Source organism: Clostridium sp. AF23-6LB (assembly GCF_003461085.1).
Lineage (GTDB): Bacteria > Bacillota > Clostridia > Lachnospirales > Lachnospiraceae > Coprococcus > Coprococcus ammoniilyticus.
Map to the genome: position 1 here is coordinate 1 of NZ_QTWK01000007.1, position 7,340 is coordinate 7,340.

Here is a 7,340-nt window from a genome sequence, read left to right on the forward strand (position 1 = left end):
TTTATTTATTCGGCATATTGACATTTATATGTTTCCTATGATAAACTTTTTAAAGAACTTACAAAGAAAAGGAGGATTTTTTTATGAACAAATTCAAGCGTTTCGGTGTTTCTATTTTAAGTTTAGGTCTTGTACTAGCACTTAATCCAGTAACCACTTTTGCTGCTGAACCGGAAACTTCAGTTGTTACTTCTGAATCTAACGCAATAGGTGGATGGAGTGAAGAAGATGGTTATTTTGTTAATCCTCAAGCATATTCAAAAGCAATGGAGGATGGCACTACATACGCTTCTCCAAAACATACAGGTAAAGCAGAAGAACGTACACACAATGGTACATCTCAAAAAAGAGCACATGGTTGGACTACTTGGGTTGGAAAATATCACTACACAAGAGCAAGAATGGAAGACTGGGGTGCAATTCTTACTGATTCTGGACGTCAATGGGGAACTGACGGAACAGAAGCAATATCTCCTTGGTGGAGTTTTAACGGTGATACTTTAGGATCTGCTAGAACCTATTACGGAAGTTGATTCTTCACAAACAAAAAAGCAAAGGATTGTAAAATCCTTTGCTTTTTTTACTATATTCTTTTTAAGGAGTCTTCTATGAACACTAAAAAATATTTTATAACATTATTTTCTTTTATTATTTTTTCAATATATTTTACTTTGTCAGGTGTATTTGTTCCTTTCATCGCTTCTATTCCGCAAAGCAATGGTGGATTTAAAACACTTTCATCACAAAATGATTTTTACAAAATGGTTGACAATTTTTATGATCCAGATGAATTTTATAATTTTAGAACAGACAATCAAAACATAAATATATTAGCAAACTTCTATAACACATTAAATGCATCAAGTAACTTCGATGTTTTAACCTCATTCAATCAGGCTATCGCTGTAGATGACTTTAATGGAGACCAACGCTTTTATTATAATTCTGATGAATTTATTGATAATAGTCAGTCTCCTACAATAAATATAAAAGCGTTACAACTTAATCAAAAAGCTTATGATTTTTATAATATAGAAGTTGAGGGAAATTCCGAAATTGCATGGAATAGTATATCATATAAAGATAACTCGATTCCTGTTCTATTGGGTTCTGAATATAAATCTTTTTATAAAATCGGAGACATAATTACTGGAAATTATTATAGTAAAAATACTAATTTTGAAGTTATCGGATTTATAGAAACAGATTGTTCTATAAATTATAAAAATACATCTAATATCACTTTGGATACTTATATGCTTATTCCTTACCCTTCCACTCTTTGGGAAGTGGACAAAACTAATTTTCAATTTGAATCATTATTATACTTTGCTATGATAAATTGTGATTTACTACCATTTGTTGAGGAATCACAAATTTTAAAAAATATAAAGTCTATATCTGACGAAACTGGATTTTCAGACTTTTCTTTAGTTGGTATTGATAACTTTCAAATACAACATATAGAATTACTTTTATTTATACAAAAACATCATATACTTTTCATCATTGGTTTTTTGATTATTTTTATTTTACTAAATATACTATGTTTGTATTTATTTAACCACATTCTAAAATCAATTTGTAATCAATCAACCTTACGAAAAAAACATAATAAAATTTTTATGTTGAATATTGTTATTCCATATGGATCTGCGTTTCTTTTAGGAACGTCTCTTGCAACACTATTTATAAAAAAAATATTGCCTATTAGCATCATTATTGGAATAATAACCTTGGTTTTAATATATCTGATAAATTATCTTTTTTTATCAAAATTCCTTCATGTTTCCTCAAATCTTCAGCAATAGACAGTAGGGAAAAAGGAGCTATTAAATAACTCCTTTTTCCCTATATATTTTCATTGTTTATATCTTTCCACCACTTATAAACAGTATGCTTTGCAAGTCCTGTATCCCGAATACAATCTGCTTTCCTTCCTGTTTGATGTCTCTCCTGCCATTCTCTGACAGTATGCTCCGCTGTTCCACTCCCTTTTGGTCTCCCCTCCCTTACTTCTTCTCCTAACTGCTTTTTTAGAGCTTTCATAGTATTCATAACCTTTATATGGTCTCTTTGCTTTCTTCCGTTTCGCTTGTTCGGCGGTACGGATATACCGCTGACACGCTCAACCTCGGCTCTGCTGTATGTGACATACTTTTCTTGATACATATTCATGGCATCCAGTACATCACGCTTGGTAAAGCGGTTATGTTCATCATCACTGATATCATCAAACATAGGTAACAGCTCCAGAGCATCCGTCAATACCTCATCTTCTGGTATATCGCATTTGATACCATAGGATGCAAGCACAGACAGACACCAGTATCTATGCCCCACTGACACCGCTCCGCTCTGTATCTTTCTTAGCCACCAGTCATACAAATCTCTCTTGATATGCCATCTGCCCTTTTTCTCGCCCCTAACAATCCTCTTTTCATACCATTCTGGGTACTTCTTCTTGGCTTCGGCAAGGCTCAAATCGGATTTATACTTGAAATCTGTCACAGCCTTGCTTTCGTCCATAAGAAAGTCATTCAGATACTCTACTGTGACACGCTCCCCAGTTTCAAAAGCTGTCACTGGATACCGCTTTCCAAGTTTCGACTGGGTGCCAACCATACGGAAGCCTTGAAAGATACCTTGGTACTGCACTTGCTCACGCTCTGTATAGGTGCTTGTGTACCTGTTCCATATCTTTCTGATTAGCTCATACTTGAACTCCCTTAACTGGTCTTGCAGATGTCTGTATAGCGGTACTGGCTTCTCAAAGAGATAATACAAATGCAGTCCATGACCGCTATTCACACAGTAGGTACATTGTGGCAAAAAATCGTGCTTCATCTGATGGAACACATCTCTTAACTGCTCCATTTCCACTCCGTCAAGGTCTACAGCTATCCCATATAGCCACCTTGCGTTTTTGGCTGTCCTGTTACGTCCAGAATACCCGACTGGGGACATGATAGCAAACTCTGCCCCCTTGACCTCATCAACCATGTTCAGCTCATCAAAGACGATATAGTTCCTCGCCTTTTCCCCCTCTATCACAGTGAGAACTCCATTGCACTTCTCATCTTCTGGGTGTCCCTCTCTCTCAAAACTGCCCTCTGGAAAGACTGCTCTGTAAAAATCCCTCGGTTTCACTTCCTCGTAGAACTGCCCCAACCATTCATTTTTCATCTTGAACAACTGCTTATCAGTCGGCTTTCTTGCCATGAATAAACACCTCTTTTCTGGCATATACTTATACTATATCCGCTACCCTATGCTACCCTATGACTGTTAGCCCAAAAGGGCTATAGGGGGCTTATATTATCAATGAGTTTTTTACACCTTTTTTATTAAAATATAACACCCCATTTCTGGGGTGTCAATTTAGTAGTATCCTCTCGACCTCATACACCCTTTTACATACCACCTTATCAGCATATAAACGATATGTACCAGTATCAGCAGTAAAAGAAGATTGATAGGGATTACCGCCCTTATAGGCTCTGCAAAGTACACCGATACCGCAATGCTTATGAGGAATACGGCAAGGCTCATGGTGTCCGCATAGTCCTCTGTGTAGAACTCAAACACCTTGCTTGCTCCAAGGAAGATAAGAAAGCCCACACCGATAGCAATACCGCCCACAAAGACGATTAAAAGAAGATAATGCACTATGGTAGCCACTACTGGCTGTGGTATCTTATCTCCCAGTTGTGAAGCCCACTGACCGCCTTTAAGAAGCAACTGGAACGCATTCACAATGAACTGCCATATAACCATGAAAAAGGTCTTAAAATCGCTTACAAAGGCTTCTGAACGTACTGCTGTGAATACTGTGGTAAGCACTCCATACAGTAGCAGACCTAACAGAAAGCTGTCATAGCTCGCTGTCTGGGCTTTGAACTTCCTGTCAAGCTCTTTCTTCTGTTCCAGATACTTCGCTGTTGCTCTCTGCTCTATATCTTCGCTTATGCTCTGCCTTTCGGATTTAAGGCTTGCCGACTGCTTGGCAGCTTCTCCGATTCTGCGGTCAAGCTCTCTGCCCTTGGCTTCATATTCCCTTTTAACGCTCGATACCGTAGCTTCGGCTTCTTGCTCTGCGTTGAGCTTGTCTTGCTTCAGCTTCTCGTTTTGCTTCTTCAGCTCTGCGTTGAGCTTCAGCACGTTGTCTGCTTCGTTCAGCTTCTCTATTTGCTCTGTCTGCTCCGCTATTCTCTTCCCTTGTTCGGCTACTGTCGATACCAGCTCTTGCTTCTCGGATAAGAGTTTCTGTATCTGTATCTCCGATTTCTCGGCTTGGTTCTTCCATTCCTCGGCTTGGCTTATGGCTTCGGAGGCTTGCAAGCCTTTCTTCTGCAAGGTCTTTTTGAGGTTCAGTTGTTCTTCCAGTAGTTTCCGTTCCTGGTCTTTTGCCCTGGTCTGTTCCTGGTCTGCCCTGGCTTTCCATTCCTCGGCTTGGCTGATAGCTTCGGAGATTTGAGAGTCTTTCTTCTGTGACTGCTGTGTTATCTGGCTGATATGCCTTTCCAGTTCTGCTATCTTCTGCGACTGCTGTTCTATCAAGTAGCTGTCTTGCTCTTGCTCTTTCATCAGCTCCGCTATTCTCTGAGACTGCTGTTCTATCAAGCTGTTGTCTTGCACGCTCTGTTGTGGCTGTTCGCTCTGCTTCTCTGCGTGCATTGATTTCAAACCCATGCTCTAAGCTCTCCTTTCCAAAGTCCACTGCATAATACTTTTCCAGTTTATTGTTGCGGACTTTACATTGTTTTTCCCCTTGGCTCTGCCTTTCAAGGTCTGTGAATGTGATGTATTTATGGCTGTCTTTCCAGTCCACACCATAGCCCCTTGCTTTCATCTGGTCTATGAAGTCCTCTCGGCTTGTGGCTGTTTCTCGGCAGTCCATGACCGCAAGGGCTGTATCTTGCACATAACTTTTCACTTCTCCCTCTTCGGCTTGCTTCAAGAGGTTGTATGTTTCTTTATTCCACGCAACAGTTTCTTCTCTTTCTTCTCCAGAGAATGTCTTTCCCTTTTCCGGAACATGAAGCCCTTGTTGCCGGCTCTGCTCATTGCACCGGTCTTTCAGGTTCTGCAGATCCGCTTTGCTCCACTGCAACTTGTGACCATTCTCATAATTCACGCTGTTCACTATGAAATGGCTGTGAATGTGTCCTCTGTCTATGTGAGTGGCAATAAGAACTTCATGCCCTTTCCATGCTTCTGTGTTCTTGGCAAGCTCCACAGCGTTCCTATGGGCTTGCTCTGGTGTGATATGCTCGTCCTCATGGTAGCTCTGTACGAAGTGCTTATAGGTTCTGCCACCAGTCTTGCCCCACAGCTCCTTGGTGGCTTGCATTTCGTCCTTAACTGTATCTGGTTCACAGTGCAGACCACTGACAAGCTTATCTTCCGTCTTTTCCTCTTTCGTCACATAGTCCAGTGCTTGCCCTATGCCTGCTTTTGAAGAAACTGCTTTAATGACTGCCATATCTCTGTCAGCTCCTTTTGATTTTCCGTTATCAGATTATACGAATAATAGCTGCTGCCATTCAATGCGTGTGCTATCTGATTGAGGTTATTACCTACTCGCTTTAACTCTGGTATAAGTTCCTTAATTCCGTCTGTGTTGACAATATTCGACTGTGTAAGTGCTTCGATGATATACTGCTGTTGGCTCTTTCCAGACTGTTCTACTTTTTCTTTTATCTGTGCAAGTTCTTCCTCTGACACTCTTATGACTATCTGCTTCGGTCTTGTCCTATTCATTGATGAAGTCCTCTCTTTCCTTTACCCACTTCTTAATGAGGTCGATTTCCTCGTCCATGTTCGGCTCTTTCTCTGGTTTCCAGTCCTCTCTCATGTCTTTCAGTTCTTCCAGTGCTTCTTCTAAGTCTGCCTTATAGCTTTCTAAATCTTCTTTTTCGCTTGCTATATATTCATCAACACTATTGTAACAAGGCACACACTCATAGCTTGTTCTATCATCATTGTACTTGTGGTATACAATGTCTTTCCATTCATCACTTGGCTCTGCTATGTTCTGTTTAGTGATTTCAATGTCGGATTTTATTTTCTCTACGTTTTTCAACCAAAACAGATAATGCTCTGGTTCATAACCCAAATGTAATAAGTGATTCAGCAGTGTAGGCTCTGGGAACATTCCGAACCAACAACGCTCGAACCATTGGTCAGCATAATCTCTTTCATCACTTCCGTTGGAGTATGTACCGCCAACCAAATCTCCGACAAAATTCTCTATCAGCTCTCCGATTGTCAAACCATGCTCCCCACACTTTCTCGCCAGTCTGTCACAATCTGCATCCGACAATTTCACTGTGATTTTTCTCTCTCTGATTGTCTCAATTTCTTTCTGCTGTTCCTCGCCCCAACTCATGCTTTTACCTCTCTTTCTTCTTGGCTATCACTCAACAATTTACCGCATATCTGCGGTCACTAAAAGGGGGATTGAAGGGGGGCTTTGCCACCCTCACAAGTTCTAAAGTGTAGCCGTTAGGCTATCACTTTAGGGAACTTGCAATATATCCGCTACACATATTATAGCATGATAGACACCCTATATCAAGCGGATATATTCGTGCGTATATTCTGCCAAGAATATAGTGGAGCTTACTTCCTCTTGGGCGACTTTGGAAGTGTAGGTGGAAGAAAGTCAAGGGCTTGTTTTTTATCTGCAGTATGAGCTTCGGCTTGCCGATCAGCGAGTACAGCAGATAAAAAATGGTCGCAGACCACCCTTTACTTTCTTCCGCCGGAACGGACAATGAAGCACAGGGGGAAGTAACGGAACGGACGGACAGCCGTTTTCCCCTCCGGCATTATAGCCAACAAAAAAGAGTATCAAGGGTAAACGCTGCGGTCTATGACCGCCCTTGACACTCTTTTCCTTATGGCTTTGATGATAAACAAGGGGAAATGTCTTCTTGTAGCATTTCTGTCTTTATGATATAATATCCAGCGTTGTCGCACCCATTCTGGCAACAGAAAGGGGGTGTGTCTACGTGTCAGAAATTATATCTTTTCTTGTTTCCGTACTGGCAAGTGTAGTTGGCTACTATATTTGCAAATGGTTAGACGGAGATGACAGCGACAACTAGCCTAACGGAAGCTCAACCGTAAAATGAGAAGAACCCCCAGTAGTGGCTGCTACTGGGGGTTCGTTTTGTGTCTACGTGACACATTATATCTTTTCTTAGCTATTGCCATTATAGCATATGCTCTCAGGCAAATCAAGTTTACGCAATTATTATATTTTTTATACGTATCACTCAATTTTCTCCGCAATTTTTATTTTTATGCATTTTATACAATTTTTTTTTTTTTTT

Annotated in this window: 7 protein-coding genes; 2 read left to right on the forward strand and 5 right to left on the reverse strand. The window is 40.4% G+C overall.

What is annotated here, in order from left to right; all coding sequences use genetic code 11:
- The first annotated feature begins 83 nt into the window (after nt 1-83).
- Together DWY07_RS13075 and DWY07_RS13080 are read left to right on the forward strand one after the other, a co-directional pair.
- Complete coding sequence (locus DWY07_RS13075) at nt 84-533, forward strand: hypothetical protein (RefSeq protein WP_154315233.1); 450 nt, start codon at nt 84-86, stop codon at nt 531-533.
- A gap of 75 nt (nt 534-608) precedes the next feature.
- Entirely contained in the window at nt 609-1,811 is a 1,203-nt protein-coding gene (locus DWY07_RS13080; protein ID WP_117598675.1) for a hypothetical protein, read from the forward strand.
- Between the two features lie 40 nt (nt 1,812-1,851).
- Here DWY07_RS13080 and DWY07_RS13085 read toward each other — a convergent pair whose 3' ends face one another.
- The 5 genes from DWY07_RS13085 to DWY07_RS13100 form a co-directional block, all read right to left on the reverse strand.
- Nucleotides 1,852-3,222 (reverse strand): hypothetical protein, encoded by a 1,371-nt coding sequence (locus tag DWY07_RS13085; RefSeq protein ID WP_117823587.1) that lies wholly within the window; start codon nt 3,220-3,222, stop codon nt 1,852-1,854.
- Nucleotides 3,223-3,381: 159 nt separating this feature from the next.
- Nucleotides 3,382-4,161 (reverse strand): DUF6040 family protein, encoded by a 780-nt coding sequence (locus DWY07_RS13270; protein ID WP_181983934.1) that lies wholly within the window; start codon nt 4,159-4,161, stop codon nt 3,382-3,384.
- Nucleotides 4,061-5,485 carry a relaxase/mobilization nuclease domain-containing protein gene (locus DWY07_RS13090; protein ID WP_181983935.1) on the reverse strand — a complete coding sequence of 475 codons (1,425 nt, stop codon included), beginning with the start codon at nt 5,483-5,485 and terminating at the stop codon, nt 4,061-4,063. Before DWY07_RS13090 ends, DWY07_RS13270 begins: the two co-directional genes overlap by 101 nt.
- Nucleotides 5,446-5,763, reverse strand: a complete 318-nt coding sequence (gene mobC, locus DWY07_RS13095) for a plasmid mobilization relaxosome protein MobC (RefSeq protein ID WP_117526094.1) — start codon at nt 5,761-5,763, stop codon at nt 5,446-5,448. The genes DWY07_RS13090 and mobC overlap by 40 nt, the downstream gene beginning before the upstream one ends.
- Complete coding sequence (locus DWY07_RS13100) at nt 5,756-6,391, reverse strand: hypothetical protein (RefSeq protein ID WP_117526095.1); 636 nt, start codon at nt 6,389-6,391, stop codon at nt 5,756-5,758. Before DWY07_RS13100 ends, mobC begins: the two co-directional genes overlap by 8 nt.
- Nucleotides 6,392-7,340 lie beyond the last annotated feature (949 nt).